15 protein-coding genes and 1 tRNA gene are annotated in these 17410 nt (G+C 38.1%); 1 reads left to right on the top strand and 15 read right to left on the bottom strand.

The features are described from left to right. Nucleotides 1–5: 5 nt before the first annotated feature. The 9 genes from smc to mgtE form a co-directional block, all read right to left on the bottom strand. Nucleotides 6–3566, bottom strand: a complete 3561-nt coding sequence (gene smc / locus ACYQ35_RS03620) for a chromosome segregation protein SMC (protein WP_459830377.1) — start codon at nucleotides 3564–3566, stop codon at nucleotides 6–8. Between the two features lie 7 nt (nucleotides 3567–3573). After that, nucleotides 3574–4269 carry a ribonuclease III gene (gene rnc / locus ACYQ35_RS03615; protein ID WP_009756961.1) on the bottom strand — a complete coding sequence of 232 codons (696 nt, stop codon included), beginning with the start codon at nucleotides 4267–4269 and terminating at the stop codon, nucleotides 3574–3576. Between the two features lie 51 nt (nucleotides 4270–4320). Continuing rightward, nucleotides 4321–4551 carry an acyl carrier protein gene (gene acpP / locus ACYQ35_RS03610; RefSeq protein WP_009756960.1) on the bottom strand — a complete coding sequence of 77 codons (231 nt, stop codon included), beginning with the start codon at nucleotides 4549–4551 and terminating at the stop codon, nucleotides 4321–4323. Nucleotides 4552–4576: 25 nt separating this feature from the next. Further along, nucleotides 4577–5590, bottom strand: coding sequence for a phosphate acyltransferase PlsX (gene plsX / locus ACYQ35_RS03605; protein WP_459830373.1), 1014 nt, complete (start codon nucleotides 5588–5590; stop codon nucleotides 4577–4579). Nucleotides 5591–5716: 126 nt separating this feature from the next. Next, entirely contained in the window at nucleotides 5717–5896 is a 180-nt protein-coding gene (gene rpmF, locus ACYQ35_RS03600) for a 50S ribosomal protein L32 (RefSeq protein WP_004068723.1), read from the bottom strand. Between the two features lie 3 nt (nucleotides 5897–5899). Next, nucleotides 5900–6427: a YceD family protein gene (locus ACYQ35_RS03595; protein ID WP_009756958.1), complete on the bottom strand. Its 528-nt coding sequence runs from the start codon at nucleotides 6425–6427 to the stop codon at nucleotides 5900–5902. Between the two features lie 76 nt (nucleotides 6428–6503). Next, a complete protein-coding gene (locus ACYQ35_RS03590) occupies nucleotides 6504–7694 on the bottom strand; it encodes an acetate kinase (RefSeq protein WP_009756957.1) in 1191 nt (396 codons plus the stop codon). A gap of 54 nt (nucleotides 7695–7748) precedes the next feature. After that, nucleotides 7749–8744: a phosphate acetyltransferase gene (gene pta / locus ACYQ35_RS03585; protein ID WP_009756956.1), complete on the bottom strand. Its 996-nt coding sequence runs from the start codon at nucleotides 8742–8744 to the stop codon at nucleotides 7749–7751. A gap of 101 nt (nucleotides 8745–8845) precedes the next feature. Continuing rightward, complete coding sequence (gene mgtE, locus ACYQ35_RS03580) at nucleotides 8846–10177, bottom strand: magnesium transporter (protein WP_009756955.1); 1332 nt, start codon at nucleotides 10175–10177, stop codon at nucleotides 8846–8848. 167 nt (nucleotides 10178–10344) lie between these two features. Between mgtE and ACYQ35_RS03575 the strand changes: the two genes are divergently transcribed. Further along, nucleotides 10345–11568, top strand: coding sequence for a nucleotidyltransferase (locus ACYQ35_RS03575; protein WP_459830368.1), 1224 nt, complete (start codon nucleotides 10345–10347; stop codon nucleotides 11566–11568). A 26-nt stretch (nucleotides 11569–11594) separates the two neighbouring features. Here ACYQ35_RS03575 and ACYQ35_RS03570 read toward each other — a convergent pair whose 3' ends face one another. The 6 genes from ACYQ35_RS03570 to ACYQ35_RS03545 form a co-directional block, all read right to left on the bottom strand. After that, complete coding sequence (locus ACYQ35_RS03570) at nucleotides 11595–12449, bottom strand: DegV family protein (RefSeq protein WP_459830366.1); 855 nt, start codon at nucleotides 12447–12449, stop codon at nucleotides 11595–11597. Between the two features lie 19 nt (nucleotides 12450–12468). After that, nucleotides 12469–13269, bottom strand: a complete 801-nt coding sequence (locus tag ACYQ35_RS03565) for an MBL fold metallo-hydrolase (RefSeq protein ID WP_009756952.1) — start codon at nucleotides 13267–13269, stop codon at nucleotides 12469–12471. Nucleotides 13270–13273: 4 nt separating this feature from the next. Beyond that, nucleotides 13274–13864: a dephospho-CoA kinase gene (gene coaE, locus ACYQ35_RS03560; RefSeq protein ID WP_459830363.1), complete on the bottom strand. Its 591-nt coding sequence runs from the start codon at nucleotides 13862–13864 to the stop codon at nucleotides 13274–13276. Continuing rightward, entirely contained in the window at nucleotides 13865–16480 is a 2616-nt protein-coding gene (polA, locus tag ACYQ35_RS03555) for a DNA polymerase I (protein ID WP_009756950.1), read from the bottom strand. Nucleotides 16481–16571: 91 nt separating this feature from the next. Beyond that, nucleotides 16572–16655 (bottom strand) — tRNA-Leu (locus ACYQ35_RS03550). A gap of 76 nt (nucleotides 16656–16731) precedes the next feature. Next, the gene (locus tag ACYQ35_RS03545) at nucleotides 16732–17373 is read right to left on the bottom strand and encodes a hypothetical protein (protein ID WP_009756949.1); all 642 of its coding nucleotides are present in this window, start codon (nucleotides 17371–17373) and stop codon (nucleotides 16732–16734) included. Between the last annotated feature and the right edge of the window lie 37 nt (nucleotides 17374–17410).

Raw genomic sequence — 17410 nt, 5'->3', positions numbered from 1 at the left:
TTCTCCTATTTTGTTAAGTCCTTTTCCAATAAATCTACGGAAACAAGGGTTGAAACTCCCTTCTCCTGCATAGTAATGCCGTACAGTCTGTCTGCGGCAGTCATTGTTCCCCGTCTGTGGGTAATGACAATAAACTGTGTGTTCTTTGTGAGTTTATGAAGATATTGCGCAAATCTTGTTACATTTGAATCATCAAGCGCTGCTTCAATCTCGTCCAAAAGACAGAACGGTGACGGTTTTAAATTTTGAATGGCGAATAACAGGGAAATTGCCGTCAACGCTTTTTCCCCACCGGATAACTGCATCATATTTTGCAGTTTCTTTCCCGGAGGCTGCGCAATAATCCGTATGCCTGCTTCCAATATATCTTCGTCTTCCATCAATTCAAGAGTGCCTTTTCCTCCGCCAAATAACTGCTTAAACACTTTATCAAATTCACTTGCAATCTCCTTGAAACGCTCTGCAAACTGTTTCCTCATGGCAGTGTCTAATTCTTCGATAATCTGAATGAGAGTTTCCTTTGCCTCCACCAAGTCATCATATTGTGTTTTTAAAAAGTCATATCTTTCGGATACGTTTTTGTAATCTTCTATCGCATTTACATTGACTGAACCTAAACCTCGAATTTCCGACTTCAAAAGTTGAATCTGACGTTTTATCTCGGATAAATCCGTAAAAGTCTCATTTCGCAGTTCTCTGGCCTTACTGTAGGTGATCTCATATTCTTCCCACATATAGTTAATCTGTTTTTCTAAAGTCTCTTCAAAAGTTTCTTTTTTACTGTTTAAGCGGAAACTTTCTTTATCCAAATCAGACATATGTTTGGAAAGTTCTTCCCTTTTTGTTAAAAAGTCCTTATTTTTCTGTGTTAAAATTTCTTTTTCCTGACTTAAATTTTGAATCTTCAATTCAATCTCTTCAAACAACTCTTTTGAATTGGTTATAGTTGTCCGGATTTCCTCAATCTGTTTCTCTTTCTCTCCAATTTCCAAAGAAGAATTTTCTTTATTCTGTCTCAACTGCTCCAGTTCTTCACCGAATTTAGCCATTTCTTCATGTATACGGGAAAGATTTTCAAGAATAAATTCATTTTTCTGCTCTAAATTTGCCAATGTCAGATGAATGCTCTCAGCCCTCTGCATTGTCTCGTTCTCTGAAACTTTTTCCTTCTCTAAAAGCAACTGTTGTTCCTCTATCTTTTTATTCAGTTCTCTTTCCAATTTTTCAGAAGTATCCAACTCAATCATGATAGATTCCTGATTTTCCAAAAGTTCTGCAGCCTGTTCTTCCAGTTCTTTTCCTTCCCGGTGCATATCTCCCGTCATCTTCAAAATATTTTCTTTTTTGGTATTTGCCTGGTTCAGATTCATCTTCAGTGTATTTTGAATGACGTATTTTTTTTGCAGTTTTTGATTGTTCTCTTCAATTTTTTCATAGCAGCCTGCCCGCTCCTGTTTTATCACTGCAATTTCTTTTTCCATGACAGTCATTTCTTTCTTTAACTGTACAACGGTTTTTTCAAATTCTTCAATTTCTCTTCGCCTGCTCAACAGATTACTTGTGTTTTTAAATGCACCACCTGTCATTGCACCGCCCGGATTAATTAATTCTCCTTCCACCGTAACGATACGAAGAGATTGCCTGTATTTGCGTGCAAGAGCAATTCCATCATCAATTTTCTCTACAACAATTGTTCTTCCAAGGAGACTGTCTGCAAGAACTTTAAACTTGTCTTCCACTGTGACAAGTGTATTTGCAAGACCGATTACTCCTTTTTCACGTAAAACTTCCGGCTGACGAATACCTCCGCCACCGGTTATGGCTGTAAGGGGAAGAAACGTTGCACGTCCAAATTTATTCTGTTTCAAATACTGAATCATTCTTTTGGCCGTGTTTTCGTTATCGGTTACAATATTTTGAATACTTCCGCCAAGAGCCGTTTCAATGGCTATCTCATAGGCTTTATCCACTTTGATTAAATCGGCAACGACACCGAGAAGCCCTTGCTCCTGTTCTTTTTTCTCCATCACTTTGCGGATACTGTTTCCATATCCGTCGTATCTCTCCGTAATGTTTTTTAAAGATTCTAAACGTGAAGCCTCTCTGTGGTATGCAGTCTGACCTGCGCGCAACTGTTCTGTTCGTTTTGCTAAAGTTCTCTGTAATTCCTGTATTTTTTCTTCCTGTGATTTTACCTCTGCTACATATGTTTGGATTTCTTCAGAAATTTCCTGTAAATCCTTTTCATATCCTCGAATGGATTCGTCCTGCACACTTACATCACTGCTGATTTCAATTAATTTTTTGTTCATCTCTGCTTTGCGGACTTTCATCTGCTCAAGCAAAGTATCAAAATGTTGGATTTTTGCTTTTGTCACTGCCCTGTGATTCAACATATCCATAATGTCCTGTTTCCATTGCTCAATATTGGCAGTTAATTCTGTTATGCGCAACTGTATTGCAGCAAGTTGGGAATTGACTTCGTTCTCTGCAGTTTTTTGTGTATCCAACTGTTGTTGAAGTATATTCTGTTCCTTAAGATATTCTTCTTCATTCTTCTTACGTTGAGTAATTTCTACATGGATATGTGTGGAGCGCTGTGCAAAATGTTCATCACTCATTTTGGCACTGTTGATTTGTTCTTTTAATAGTTCAATCTGTCCTTCCAACTGTTGTTTCAACAGATGCGTTTCATTTAATTGACTTTTTGTATGTTCCATCGTACCGTCAATTTCATCTAACTGACTTTCGATTTCTTCATATTCCACCTTTGTATCGTTATACTTTTTCTGTGCAGCATCAAACTCTTCCTGTGCGTTTGCCAGTTGCCTTTCCACTTCCCCGATTTGTTCACGTATCCGCACACTTTCCATTAAGAAAAGATTAATATCATATGATTTTAATTCTTCTTTTTTCTTTAAATATTCTTTTGCTTTTTCAGACTGCTTTTCCAGTGGGCCGATCTGCTTTTCTAACTCAGATAAAATATCCGTAACACGAAGAAGATTTTGTGTTTCTTCCTCCAGTTTTTTGACAGACATATTTTTTCTTCTTTTAAACTTAACAATTCCCGCAGCCTCATCAAACAGTTCACGGCGTTCTTCCGGTTTACCACTTAAAATTTTATCAATCTGCCCCTGTCCGATAATCGAATAACCTTCTTTTCCGATACCCGTGTCATAGAATAACTCATTGACATCTTTTAATCGGCATATGCTGCCGTTGATTAGATATTCACTTTCACCGGAGCGATATAGTTTTCTCGTCACGGTAACTTCCTGAAAATCAATGGCTAACTGATGGTCCGCATTGTCAAGCGTAATGGCAACGGAGGCGTAACTTAACGGTTTTCTGTTCTCTGTTCCCGAAAAAATAACGTCCTGCATAGAGCCGCCTCGCAGCTGCTTTGCCCTCTGTTCTCCAAGAACCCATCTGACAGCATCTGCAACATTACTTTTTCCACTTCCGTTTGGTCCGACAATTCCGGTAATCCCATTATGAAAATCAAACACGATTTTGTTGGCAAAAGACTTAAATCCCTGTACCTCAATACTTTTTAAATACATATAGCACCTATTTTAACTTTCTTTTATGTAATTCCAAAATTGCCTGATATGCAGCCTCCTGTTCCGCTGCTTTCTTTGTTCTTCCCTTTCCGTTACCATAAACTTCATTTCCAATGGAAACGGAAATAAAGAAAGACTTATTATGGTCCGGTCCTTCTTCCTTGAGAAGTGTGTATTCGATAGGTTCATTGAAATTCCCCTGTACTATCTCCTGCAGGATAGTCTTGCTATCAAAAAAGAGTTTTTTATGTTCCAAATCATTTAAAACAAAACGATGTATAAACTCTTTTGCACTAGCAAAACCACCGTCCAAATAAATTGCCCCTATCAATGCCTCCAACGCATCAGAAGTAAGAGACTCTCTGTATCGTCCCCCGGTATTTTCTTCACCCTTTCCTAACAGCAAATAAGAGCCTAAGTTCAATTCCCTTGCGCAAAACGCCAATGACGGTTCACAGACAATACTTGCTCTTGTTCTTGTCAGTTCTCCTTCCGGCATCTTTTTATTTTCAAAAAATAAAAATTCACTCGATACAAGTTCTAATACAGCATCTCCCAAAAATTCCAAACGTTCATTACACTCGTTCTTCTCCATATGTTTTTCATTGGCATAAGAACTGTGACGCATTGCCTGACAGAGCAAATCAAATCGTTGAAATTTATATCCTATCTTCTTTTCTAATTCTTTTAATTTTTGTCTCATATTTCTCCCTCATAAAATGAAAAAGCCCTCAAGGGCTTTTTCTGTTATTGACTAATTAATAGCGTTTTTAATTTGCTCTACTGCATCTCCTACAGTAACAATTTTTTCTGCGTCTTCATTCTCAATTTCAATATCAAAGGCTTCTTCAATTCCCATAATGATTTGGAAAATATCTAATGAATCTGCCCCTAAATCGTCTACGAAAGTAGTATCCATTGTAATTTCCTCCGGCCCTACATTTAATACATCTTCAATAATTGCTTTAATTTTTTCAAATTCCATAGTTAATCCTCTCTTTTCTTATATCTTATTCAGTTTTTTTCTGAATGGTTTCTTTAATCTTGTCATTAATATTCTGTTCCTTGAATGTGACACATTGAATAATGGAATTTGCCACTTCTTTTGCCGTGGAATTTCCATGTGTTTTTACAACTAATCCATTTAAGCCCAATAATGGAGCACCGCCATATTCACTAGCGTCGAATTTCTTCAAGGTTTCCTTCAAAGCCGGTTTTACTAATAAAGCGCCCATTTTACTGCGGGCATTTGTCATAAGCCCTTTTTTAATCTCGCTTATTAATGCCGAACCGACACCTTCAAATAATTTTAAAATAACATTTCCCACAAATGCTTCGCAGACAATGACATCAGCCTTCCCATATGGAATCTCTCTCGCCTCTATGCTGCCGATGAAGTTAATGTCTTCACACTCTTTTAATAAAGGAAACGTCTCTTTCACTAAAGCATTGCCTTTCTCCTCCTCAGCTCCTATGTTGACAATGGCTACTTTCGGATTCTCAATTCCAATAACATTTCTCATGTAAATAGAGCCCATCTTAGCAAACTGAACAAGGTGCGATGGTCTGGCATCTACATTTGCCCCGCAATCAATCAATAAAGAAACTCCTTTTTGTGTTGGAATAAGCGGTGCCAACGGTGGTCTTTCTACGCCTTTGATGCGGCCTACAAGAACCTGTCCGCCCACAAGAATAGCTCCTGAACTTCCGGCAGAAACAAACGCGTCTGCTTTCCCATTCTTTACCATATTCATCGCTACCACAATAGAAGAATCTTTCTTTCTGCGAATCGCCATCACCGGTGGTTCTGCCGTTTCAATAATCTCTGTTGCATTGACAATAGAAATCTGTTCTTTTGGATATTCATACTTATTCAGTTCTTCTTCAATAACATTTTCCTGACCTACAAGAAATATATGCATATCCTGTCTTTTCGCTACGACATCTATCGCTCCCTGAACAATCGCTCCGGGTGCATTGTCACCGCCCATAGCATCTAATGCAACTTTTGTAATTTCAGACATGATTCTACCTCCTAATTGCTAATGCTAATTTTACTAAACATTACCTTAAAAAGCAATACCTAATTTTCAGACAGAAAAAGCGTGAGTTCACAGTATAAACTCACGCTTTTCAGGCATAAATACCTATTAGTCAACTGAAATAATTTCTTTTTTGTTGTATGATCCACATGCTTTACATACGCGATGAGGCATCATTAATTCTCCACATTTGCTACATTTTACTAAATTTGGAGCACTCATTTTCCAGTTTGCTCTTCTTTTGTCTCTTCTTGCTTTAGAAGATTTATTCTTTGGACAAATTGACATAGATTACACCTCCTTAAAATTCTTAAACACATCGCGGATAACTGACATTCTAGGGTCAAGACTCGTATCTTCACAGTCACAAGTTCCCTCATTTAGATTTTGACCACATACGTTGCAAATGCCTTTACAGTCATCGCTGCATAGAATTTTCATTGGCCATTCTATCAAAATCTCATTATAGAGTAATTTGTCTACGTCTAAATGATATCCGTCAATATAATTCTTTTCATCTAATTCGTCTTTCTGTGCATCAGTTGATTCACACAAATCAACAGTCTTCTCAAAATCCAGTCTAAATTCCGTTGGAACGTCTTTCAAACAACGGTCACATGGAATTGCAATAGTCAGTTCCACATTTCCTTTTATGAAAAGTTCTCTTCCCTTTATATGTTCAATTACAATATGAAGGTTCCCCTTCTTTGTAATAGGAAAAGTACCTAATTCACTTCGAAAATCTTCCATCTCAACAAGACAGTCTTTCTCGATAGTCTTATGATACTCAGACAAAACATCTGATAGGTTAATTAACATAGTGTTACTCCTATTCATACCTAAACTATTATATCATGTAAAATAGATTTGTCAATTCATTCTTAAAATTTTTTTCTTAAATCAACGCAACTGTTTCGCGTGCAATTGCAAGTTCTTCATTTGTAGGTACAACCAATACTTTTACTTTTGAATCCGGTGTAGAAATCATAATTTCTTCTCCACGTTTTGCATTTGCATCTTCATCTACAGTAATACCTAAAAACTCAAGATATTCGCACACTTTCGAACGAACGATACAAACGTTTTCACCAATTCCTGCTGTAAACGCGATTGCATCTACTCCATTCATTGCCGCTGCATAACTTCCAACATATTTTGCCACACGATAGCAGAATACGTCGAGAGCAATCTGTGCAGGTTTATTTCCACTTGCTGCGCCTGCCGTCAAATCACGGAAATCACTTGATAAGTTGTCAGATAAACCAAATACACCTGATTTCTTATTCAATACATTCATTAATCCTGCGATATCTAAATCTTCTTTCTTTGCAATGAACTCAAGAATTGCAGGGTCAATATCCCCTGAACGTGTTCCCATTACAAGTCCTTCAAGAGGAGTAAGTCCCATGGAAGTATCTACTGATTTTCCATTTTTAACAGCACATACGCTTGCACCATTTCCTAAATGGCATACAACTGTTTTCGATTCTTCGTATGGTTTGTCTAATAATTCTGCTACTCTCTTAGAAACAAAACTGTGGCTTGTTCCGTGGAAACCATAACGTCTTACTTTATATTTATCATAATATTCATATGGAAGTCCATACATATAAGCAGCCTCAGGCATTGTTTGATGGAACGCTGTATCAAATACGGCAACCATTGGAGTGTTTGGCATTAATTTCGCACATGCGTTAATACCGATTAAGTTTGCCGGATTATGTAATGGTGCTAAATCATTACACTCCTCAATTGCTGAGATAACTTCATCTGTAATCACTACAGAATTGGCGAATTTCTCCCCGCCATGTACAACACGGTGTCCTACCGCGTTGATTTCTTCCAAACTTTTTACTACTCCTGTTTCAGCATCTGTGAGGGCGTCAATAACAAATTGAATCGCTTCAGTATGTGTAGGCATTGGTTTTTCTGTTGTCACTTTGTCTTTTCCTGCCGGCTGGTATGTCAGACTGCCGTCAATACCGATTCTCTCACAAAGACCTTTTGCAAGCACACCTTCTGTTTCAGAGTTAATTAACTGAAATTTCAATGATGAACTTCCGCAATTAATAACTAATACATTCATTTTCTTTTCCTCCATCTTATTTTATATCATAATCATTCCTATCAGATGATTAGATTATTCTGCCTGAGCCTGTACTGCTGTAATGGCAACTACACCTTCGATGTCTTTTGCACTGCAGCCGCGTGATAAATCATTAACCGGTTTTGCAATTCCCTGTGTCAATGGTCCGTACGCTTCTGCTTTTGCCAATCTCTGTACAAGTTTATATCCGATATTTCCTGCATCTAAGTCAGGGAAAATAAGAACATTTGCATGACCTGCAACAGCGCTTCCCGGTGCTTTAGATTCTCCAATTTCAGGAACAATCGCAGCATCTAACTGTAATTCACCGTCTAACATTAAGTCAGGTGCAAGTTCTTTTGCGATACGTGTTGCTTCTACTACTTTGTCAACATCAGCATGTTTAGCGCTTCCTTTTGTAGAATGTGAAAGCATTGCTACTTTTGGCTCTTCCCCTACGAGCAGTTTGAACGATTCTGCTGAAGAAAGTGCGATTGCTGCCAGTTTTTCAGGATCAGGATTCTGTTCAAGTCCTGAATCGCCAAAGATAAATGTTCCGTTTGCACCCATTTCACAATCAGGCACAACCATAACAAAGAATGCAGACACTAATTTTGTTCCCGGTTTTGTTTTTAAAATCTGTAAACAAGGTCTCAATGTATCTGCTGTTGAATGACATGCTCCCGATACCATTCCGTCTGCATCACCCATTTTTACCATCATAACACCGTAGTATAAATAATTGCTCAAAAGAAGTTCTTTTGCTTTTTCCTCCGTCATTCCTTTTGCCTGACGAAGTTCTACCAATTTCGCAATGTAACCTGCTGTTCTCTCATCTGTTGCAGGATCTACGATTGTCGCTCCGCTAATATCAAATCCTGCGCGGTTTTTCTCAATCTCTTCTTTGCTTCCGACTAATACTAAGTCTGCAGTACCTTCTCTTAATACTGCTTCTGCTGCTTCGTATGTTCTGATATCTTCCGTTTCAGGAAGTACAATTGTTTTTTTATTGGCTTTCGCCTTTGCTTTAATTACATCAATAAATCCCATGATTTAAAGCCCCTTTCATTTGTTCTCATATATTCTTTATTATAACGCAAACGTTTTTTGTATACAAGGCATATAATGTCTATTTTCAAGTACAATGTGAATTAAATTCCAAAAATTCTTGTTACAATTGTAAAATAAACTAAAATTGTTCCCGTATCTACTAAAGTGGTAATCAAAGGTGCCGCCATAATAGCAGGATCCAATCCGCATTTTTTTGCCACAAGCGGAAGCATACAACCGATTGTTTTGGCAAGAAGAACGGTACACATCAGTGTGATTCCAACCGCGAATGCAAGCATCGGATTCTGATACATTAAAATAATTCGGATTCCATTTACAACCGCCAACAGGAATCCCACTATGAGCGCAATCCTCACTTCTTTAAAAACAACTTTAAAAATATCTTTAAATTCAATTTCATCAACTGCCAGACCACGAATAATCAGAGTGGAACTTTGGGAACCGCAGTTTCCGCCTGTACCCGTCAGCATTGGAACAAATGTATTCAGTACCGGCATCACGGCGAGCGCACCCTCAAAATGCCCTAAAATCAGACCGGTAACCGTCGCTGATAACATAAGAAATAACAGCCACGGAAAGCGGCTTTTAGCATGCTGCCAGACTGACGTCTCAAAATAAGGTTCTTCATTAGGCGCAATACCTGCCATCACACTCATATCTTCCGTCGTCTCTTCCTGCAATACGGACATAGCGTCGTCTACCGTTACAATTCCAACCATACACATCTCATGATCCACAACCGGAATGGCAATCAGACCATATTTATTAATCATGGAAACAACTTCTTCCTGATCATCGTGGGTGTTGACATAGAGCATATTTGTCTCCATGATCTCTTCTATCAGACGATTTTCCCCTGTCGTCAGCAAATCTTTTACGTCCACAACTCCTATCAGTTTTCGTTTTTCCGTAACATAACAGGTATAAATGGTTTCTTTATTAATTCCGACCTGACGAATTTTCAAAATGGCATCGGCGACCGTCATTTCTTTTCTAAGCCCGATGTACTCTACATTCATAATGCTTCCGGCACTGTCCTCAGGATACTGGAGAAGTGTATTAATCTGTTTTCTTGTCTCCTCATCAGTAGCCATAAGCAGTCTGTCTACAACATTCGCCGGCATCTCTTCCAAAACGTCAACCATATCATCAAGATACATTTCTTCCATGAATTCTTCAATTTCGGCGTCTGTCAGTCCGTTAACCAAATCTTCCTGCATCTCACTGCTCATATAGGTAAATGTCTCAGCCGCCTCTTCTTTTGTCAAAAGACGAAAAACGATAATTCTCTGTTTTTCATTAAATTCTTCAAGGATTTGTGCAATATCGACGGGGTATAAATTTTCCAATTCTGTCTTTAATTCTTTGTATTTTCTTTCTTCCAACAATTCAAGCATCTGTTCTTCCGTCATATATGCCCTCCTTTCTCATTCACAAAGTAAGCGTACCACTCATGTGCGGTACGCAATATATTATCTTAATTCTATACCGTAACCCTGTTTTTTGTCAATAATTGCTTTTGCACTCTATTTGTCTTTATTGTATAATACATTTTATAAAAAAGATAGGGAGGACACTTATGAAAATTGTAGGTCTGATTACTGAATATAATCCATTTCATAACGGACATAAACATCATTTAAACGAAGCACTGAAAAGAACGGGCGCAGATTATGCCATTGTTGTGATGAGCGGTAATTTTGTTCAGCGCGGTGCTCCTGCAATTATCCCAAAACATTTGCGGACACAGATTGCATTGGAGGCAGGTGCGGCTGTCGTTATTGAACTGCCGGTTTTTTTCGCAACCGGGAGCGCCGAACTTTTTGCTGCCGGAGCCGTTTCTCTGCTGCATTCTTTAAATTGTGTTGATTCTATTTGTTTTGGAACGGAATCAGGAGATATTGTCTCGCTGTCGAAGATTGCGCGTATTCTCTGTGACGAGCCTGATGATTATAAGTTTTTCCTGCAAAACCACTTAAAAAACGGAGATTCTTTTCCGTTGGCGCGTCAGAAAGCATTCGGAGAAGTTACAGGGGATACTTCTCTTTCCGCAATTTTAGAATCACCTAACAATATATTAGGCATTGAATATATAAAGGCTCTCTGTCGACTGAACAGTTCCATTACCCCTGTTGCCATTCAAAGAGAAGAGTCCCATTATCACGATATGGAATTAAAGACCGTGTACAGTTCGGCGTCTGCCATCAGAAATGTATTTGCACAGGCGGAAAACAGTTTCTCTGACATTTCTGAGATTTTAAAAGACCAAATACCTCGGGCTTGTATTTCTTTCCTGCAAAATACGTTTCAAAGGCGGTATCCGATTTATACCAATGATTTTTCATTATTATTGAAATATAAACTTTTAACAGAAACAAAAGAAACACTTCTCACTTATATGGATATAAATGAAACTCTCGCAAACCGCATATATAAAAATAAAAATAACTTTCTTACTTTTGAACAGTTTTGCGAAGAAATAAAAACCCGCGACTTAACATACACACGGGTGAGCCGTGCTCTGCTCCACATTTTGCTTCATGTGAAAAAAGCGGACTGTGCCGCTCCCGCCTATGCACGTATTTTAGGATTTCGTCAGGACAGTTCCACTGTCTTATCCGTGATGAAACGGCAAAGCAGGATTCCTCTTATCACAAAACTTTCTTCTGCGTCATTAGAGGAAAAAGAAAGTTTCTATTTAAAACAGGATATTTTCGCTTCCGACTTATATGAATCTGTCGTTACGGACAAATTTCAGACTCCTTTTATCAATGAACACAAACAGGAGATTGTGCGCTGTTAGACGTACAATCTCCTGTTTATTAGTTGTTATCTCATTTTCTTTGTGCAGGTTACAGCTAACGCTCCCGGTCCAATGTGACACGCCACGCTTAGAGAAAGCGGTCTCATTTCTATCGTAACATTCGGAAATCTGTTCTCAATCTCTTCTTTCCACTGTTCAGCCTCTTCTTTTGAGGAAGTATATGCCCCCTGAATATATACCTCTTCCCCGTTAAATCTTTCCTGCCAGTCTCTTTCAACGGCTTCCAACATCGTTTTTTTCGCCTGTTTCCAGCCTCTCACTTTTGCAAAGGCGTCCAATTTGCCGCCTTGAATCTGTAAAACCGGCTTCAAATTCAATACAGTTCCGATCGTTGCAGCTGCCGATGTTATTCTTCCGCCTTTTTTTAAATATTTTAATGTATCCACCGTTATATAGATACTGGATTCTTTCTTTTCCGTTTCAAGAATTTCTTTGATTTCTTTCGCATTTTTACCCTGTTCGGCCAATTTCATTGCATCTTCCACTGATTTTGACTGTGTTACGGAAATACGCTGATTATCCACCACTTGTACTTTACCATCGTATTCTCTCGAAAGTGAAATTGCCGTCTCGCATGAACTGCTCAATCCGCTGGACATTGGAATGTAGACAATTTCATCGTATTCTTTCAATACCTCGTCCCACAAATCCAAAACATCTGCCGGTGAAGGCTGTGAAGTAGAAATATCTGCATCATTTTTTAATTCTTCATAGAACTCTTCCTGTGTGAGTGTAATATCTTCAAAATATAATTTTTCATTTATATAAAAAGGCATTGGCAATACGCGAATTCCCAGTTCTCTTGCACGTTCCTGTGTAATGCCGCTGTTACTGTCTGTCACAATCGCTGTTCTTCCCATATTTTCTTCTCCGTTCTTTTTATTCTACTGTTATCAGTTCCGATACCGTGTCTCTTTTTGCCACCACAATATGTATGTCGTCACCCTTATATTTATTATCTCCGAGTGTCACTTCCAGTTTTACGGTTTCATAAGCAAGACTCTCGTAATTATTTTCTTTGCTCAAATGTCCTAACATAACACACTGTAAGTCATCATGTAGTATATCACAAAGAAGCCTTCCCGACAATTCATTTGACAAATGTCCCTGTTCTCCCAACACTCTTCTCTTCAGAGGATATGGGTAAGGCCCTACTTCTACCATATGAACATCGTGGTTCGCCTCTAAAACAAGTGCGTTTACATCTTTTAATTTTTCCACAATATATTTGTCATAATTTCCCAAGTCAGTTGCCACAGCAACAGATTTTTGATTTTTTTCAATACGGTATCCTGTCGGTTCTATAGCATCATGGGAGATGGCAAAAGGTTTTATTGTCAGTTCCCCTAAAGAAAATTCTTCATCAGCCTTAATGGAATGGAACAATCCTTCCGGCATTTTCCCAAGACTTTTATAGTTTTCGATACCGCATATCGTTCCCGCCGTTGCATAAATAGGCACTTTATATTTTCGGCTGAACACGCCTAATCCCTGAATATGGTCTGAATGTTCGTGAGTTACTAAAATTCCGTCTAATTCTTCTCCCGAAATTCCAATCTTCCCCAAACCTTCCTCTATTTTCTTTTTACTGATTCCGGCATCTATAATTATGTGTGTATGGTCACTTCCGACATATATACAATTTCCACTGCTGCCACTGGCAATACTGCATAATTTCATTTTCTTATCTCCTGTTGACTGCCTGCTCTATCTGCTCTTTTGTATTCTCTATTGTTCCACTGTTATCAATTGTTATATGGCAGTATTTTCTAAATGTTTCTTCTGTTGCCTGTGCTTTTATAATTAAATCGATTTTTTCTTCGTTCATTAAACGAGAAGTTTTCAATCGGTCTCTCCGAACTCTCTCATCGGCATAGATATACCATAGTTCGTCACACAGTTCCTCGTAATGATCCTCCATTAAAAGTGCAGATTCAATCAAAAAGAATTCTTTCTGTTTGCGACGTGCCTCTTCTATTTCCAGTTTAACCTGCTTTTTCACTGCGGGGTGAACAATCTGATTTAACTTCTTCAATTTATCGTTATCATTAAAAACAATTGCCCCTAATTTTTTCCTGTCGATTTCTTTGTTTTCGGTCAAAATATTTACACCGAACACATTAACAATTTCTTTGTAGCATGTCTCTCCTTTTTTCTGCAGTTGATGTGCCACCACATCTGTCTGACAGAGAACCGCGCCATAGATTTCCTCCATTATATTTAAGACACAGCTCTTCCCCGAGCCTATGCCGCCTGTAATTCCAATTATTCTCATCTACTTCGCCTCATACCAACTATTTCCTGTATGCATATCAATATCTAACGGCACACTTAACGAAGCCGCCTCTTCCATTTCTCTTTTCAAAATCGACTTCACTTCTTCTACTTCATCTTTATATGCCTCAATCAAAAGTTCATCATGTACCTGCAGGACAAGTTTTGATTTCATCTGTTTTTCTTTTAAAGTACGATTGACACCTATCATGGCGATTTTCATAATATCTGCGGCAGTCCCCTGAATCGGAGCGTTCATCGCAACCCTCTCTCCGAAGGACCTTTGCATAAAATTTCCTGATTCCAGTTCCGGAACAGGTCTCCTTCTTCCGAACAATGTCACAACATACCCCTGTTCTTTAGCATGTGCCACAGTGTCATCTAAAAACGTTTTGATTCCCGGATAGGTTTTGAAATAATTGTCTATATATTCACCTGCTTCTTTTCTTGTAATACTCAAGTCCTGACTCAATCCAAACGAACTGATTCCATATACAATCCCAAAATTTACAGCCTTTGCATTTCGCCTCTCCAAATCCGTCACTTCATCAAAAGGAATGTGGAATACTTGAGATGCTGTTATTCGATGAATATCTCTCGCTTCCTTATAAGCGCTGATAAGGGATTCGTCTCCTGAGCAATGTGCCAAAATACGAAGTTCAATCTGTGAATAATCCGCATCGACAAACACATAGTCTTCTTCCGGAACAAAAACTTTACGGATCAATCGGCCTAATTCCATTCTGACCGGAATATTTTGCAAGTTAGGCTCAGTACTGCTGATTCTTCCCGTAGCCGTAACCGTCTGATTAAATTTTCCGTGAATCCTTCCATCTTCCTGAATAAAATTTGCAAGCCCGTCAGCGTATGTTGACTTTAATTTTGCCAACTGGCGATATTCAAGAATTTTGGATACAATCGGATAGTCTGGAGCAAGTTTTTCCAACACATCTGCGGCTGTGGAATATCCTGTCTTTGTTTTCTTTCCGTTAGGCAGATTCAAGTGTTCAAACAAAACAACTCCAAGTTGTTTTGGAGAATTAATATTGAAAGTTTCTCCTGCAATCTCATAGATTTCCGTTTCTAATTCATTGATTTTTCCGCCCAACTGCTGTCCGTAAACTTTCAACTCTTCCGCTTTTACCTTTACGCCCGCCTGTTCCATATCAAAAAGTGTAAATGCAAGAGGCATCTCTATATCGGTAAATAAATGTTCCATTTTCTTTTCTTTTAATCGGTCGCTGAGGAAAAAAACAGATTTATATGCTGTATATGCCGTATAACAACTTTTTCTCGCCTCTTCCATCTTATCATCAATCAAAATGTTTAACTGTTCTCTTGCCACATCTTCAAATGCGTAATCACTTTTTAAAGGATTTAATAAATAAGAAGCAATAATAGGATCAAAAGCAGAGGTCTCATTTGCAAATGTAATCCATTTTAACGCCTCTTTTATATTACAAATAGAAACCGTTTTTACACAGGCAGTAAGTTCTTCTATTTTTTTCTTCAAATAAGAAAATGTTATTTCTTCCCCCGTGTAGATTGTATATATTTTTTCATCATCAAAAGATACACCGATATGATTTATCTCCGCTGCGTCTGCAAAGAGAGGAAGTACGTTTTCCATGTTTTTGCCAAACGAAATCCCCACCACTTCAGCATGCATGGCATTTTCAAAAACTGCGTCCGCATCTTCTTTTGCATAAATTATCTTAAAAGAATCTTCAATACTATTTTCCGGAGCGGACATATCAAATCGTGACAATAAGTTTTTAAATTCTAATTTTTGGAAATATACATAGGCTTCTTCCGTGTACAGGTTTCCCAGTTTCGCTTCTTCAAAATCATATGAAACAGGAACATGCACATGAATTGTCGCTAACTCTTTACTCATCTGAGCCTTATCATACTGTTCCTGCAAAGCCTTGCCCGCTCTAGGCGGCTTTAACTCATCTAAGTGTGCATACGCATTTTCAATAGAATGAAATTGCGTAATAATTTTTGTCGCCGTCTTTTCGCCAATACTTGCCACTCCCGGAATGTTGTCGGAAGTATCTCCCATAAGCGCTTTTAAATCAATAAATTCTTTCGGTGTAACAAAATATTTTTCCTCAACATCTTTGGCATAATAATTCTCTATCTCCGTCTTGCCTTTTTTTGTTTTCGGAATACGAATCTTAACTTTTTCTGTTGCCAGTTGCAATAAATCTCTGTCTCCCGAAATAATGGACACGTCCATTCCTTTTTCTTCGGCGAGCACGGAAAGTGTTCCAAGCAAATCATCTGCCTCGTAGCCCGCCTGCTCAATCAGTTTGACTCCCATTGCCTGAAGAACTTCTTTCATTACCGGAACCTGCTGACGCAGTTCTTCCAACATTGGTTTTCTCGTCCCCTTATATTCATCATACATTTCGTGCCTGAATGTAGGCGCATGTACGTCAAATGCAACAGTCAAATACTCCGGCTTTTCTTCTTCTAAAATTTTAAATAGAATATTTAAAAAACCATAGATTGCATTTGTATGCAGTCCTTCTGAGTTGGTCAAGTCAGGAACTCCGTAGAATGCTCTATTTAAAATACTATGTCCATCAATTAATACAATTTTTTCATTCATACTATTTCTCCATTTATATTTTCTGTTACATATTATACACTATATTTAGAAAAAGCGACAGTATCAAAGATACTATCGCTTTTTATCTTACTGCCGATGACCGGACTCGAACCGGTACATAGTCACCTACGTCAGATTTTGAGTCTGATGCGTCTGCCAATTCCGCCACATCGGCATATACTCGACTTTCTCAAGCCGAGTATTATAATATCATATGCCTGATTAAATTGCAAGCACTTTTTTAATATTTTTTACACTCCTAATGCTTTCTGTGCTACTTTTCCCAAATCCGTTTCATTTGCAGTGTATTTTTTGTTGCTGTCTTTTTTCACTTTTACATCGACTGTCACTTCTTTATCGTATTCACATTTAGAAATACGTTCTTCCAAGTCATTGTAAACAATTTCTGCCATCTGCTCCATAATTTCCTGCTGTGAAGGCATTTTACCGTCTTTCGCTATCTTCTCCTGCATATCAGCCAGAAATTCCTGCTGAAGTTTCTGTAAATCAGCCTCATAGTTCTCAAAACATTTCATTGGTTTTACCGCAACTGTTACTACAAATCCATCATCTGTTTCTTTAGATTCCTTTATAGAATACTTTGCAGATTTTAACATCTTTTTATAAGCATCACGGAATTTTCCTTCCAATTCATCTGGAAGCGACAGTGATTCATACCCCTTCATAAATGTATCGATACCGTCATTATACAGTTTTTCAGAATCTTTCTTTGACGATTCAGTCAATTTCATATATTCGTCATATTCCCCTTTAAACTGTACGTCCAAACATGATTCGATATATGCTTTCGCGTCAAATTTCGTTCCACACGCACTGAGCATACACATTACAATCACCATCATTAGCGCCAAAATACTTTTCTTTTTCTTCATACCTTTTTTCCTCCTAGTAAAAAACCTCAATTGTAAA

It is taken from the genome of Faecalimonas hominis, assembly GCF_054660755.1.
Note: the sequence above shows the minus strand (reverse complement) of the source record. Positions and strands in the feature narration are given on the sequence as shown.